1 protein-coding gene is annotated in these 1326 nt (G+C 77.1%); it reads right to left on the bottom strand.

Going from position 1 to position 1326, the window contains the following annotated elements; genetic code table 11:
- Positions 1–138 precede the first annotated feature (138 nt).
- On the bottom strand, positions 139–1134 hold the full coding sequence (locus FA014_RS19455; RefSeq protein WP_154731244.1) for an ABC transporter substrate-binding protein: 996 nt from the start codon (positions 1132–1134) through the stop codon (positions 139–141).
- Positions 1135–1326 lie beyond the last annotated feature (192 nt).

Genomic DNA, 1326 nt, shown 5'->3' with positions numbered 1-1326 from the left:
GCCGCCGGGGCGCCCGGACCCCGACCCCCGCCCACCGGTCCGGCACCGGGCGCGGCGGGGCGCGCGGCGGCGACGGGGCCGGCGGCGGGGGGCGAGGTGGTCACGGCGTCTCTCAGGGGTGTGCGGTGCGGGTCGGGTTCACTCGGCGGTCAGCTGCGCGACCAGGTCGTCCGACCAGCCGGCCAGCGACTCGGGGCCGCCGTACGCCCAGATGCCGACGCCCGCGCGGTAGACGTGGCCCTGCTGCACGAACGGCAGCGACTGCCAGACCGGGTTGCCGGCGAGGGCCGTCTCGACCACGTCGTCCTCGTCGTCGTTGCCCCAGTACAGGAACCGGGTCTCGGCCGGCAGCGCGGTCAGGCCCTCGACGTCGACGTAGGACAGGCCGTACGCGTCGTCACCCGGGTCCTCGGTCGCGGAGCCGAGGCCCATCTCGACCGCGACGGCCTGGAACGCGGAGCGGGGGCCGTGCATGCGGATGGTGACGTTGGCGCCCTCGGCGTACGGCGAGGCGAACACGACGGGCGTGCCCGCCAGGCCGGCGTCGGCGATCTTCTGCGCGTTGTCGGCGATGTGCGCCTCGGTGTCCGTGATGACGTCCTCGGCGGCGTCGTCCGCGCCGACGAGGGTCGCGACGCTGCGGAAGGTGTCCTCGACGTAGCCGAGCGGGTCCGCGCCGTCGGCGCCGTCGAACAGCGCGACCGGGGCGATGCGCTCGAACTGCTCCAGCGCGCCCTCGGGGATCGACGACGTGACGCCGACGATGAGGTCCGGCTCCAGACCCGCGATCGCCTCGACCGAGGGCTCGCCGCGGGTCCCGACGTCCTCGGGCTCGCCGGTCAGCGGCACCACGGTGCCGACCCAGGACGTGTAGCCCTCGACGTCCGCCGCGCCGACCGGGGTGACGCCGAGCGAGGTCAGCATCTCGGTCTGCATCCACTCGAGCGAGACGACGCGCGTCGCCGGCGCGTCCAGCTCGACGGTCTCGCCCCGGTCGTCCGTGATGGAGACCGGGCCGCCCGCGGCGGCGGAGCCCGTGCTCTCGGCCGCCGGCTCGTCGGTGGTGCCGCAGGCCGCCAGGGCGGCCATCGCGCCGACGGCCAGGAGCGCCGTGAGCGTGCGTCGGGTGGTCATCGTTCCTCGTGTCTGCGCGGGAGGGGTGGGCGCCCGCGCGTCGCGCCCTCGGCCGCGGGGAGGCGCGGCGGTGGAGAGAGTCGGTGGTGCGGCGGCGTCAGGCGCCGACCGGGGCGGGGTGCGGGGCGCCGGCCGCGCCGACGAACCCGCGGGGGACGCGGCCGGCGGCGCGGTGGCCGTCGCCGCGGTGGC

This window comes from Cellulomonas hominis (assembly GCF_005239125.1).
Lineage (GTDB): Bacteria > Actinomycetota > Actinomycetes > Actinomycetales > Cellulomonadaceae > Cellulomonas > Cellulomonas hominis_A.
Note: the sequence above shows the minus strand (reverse complement) of the source record. Positions and strands in the feature narration are given on the sequence as shown.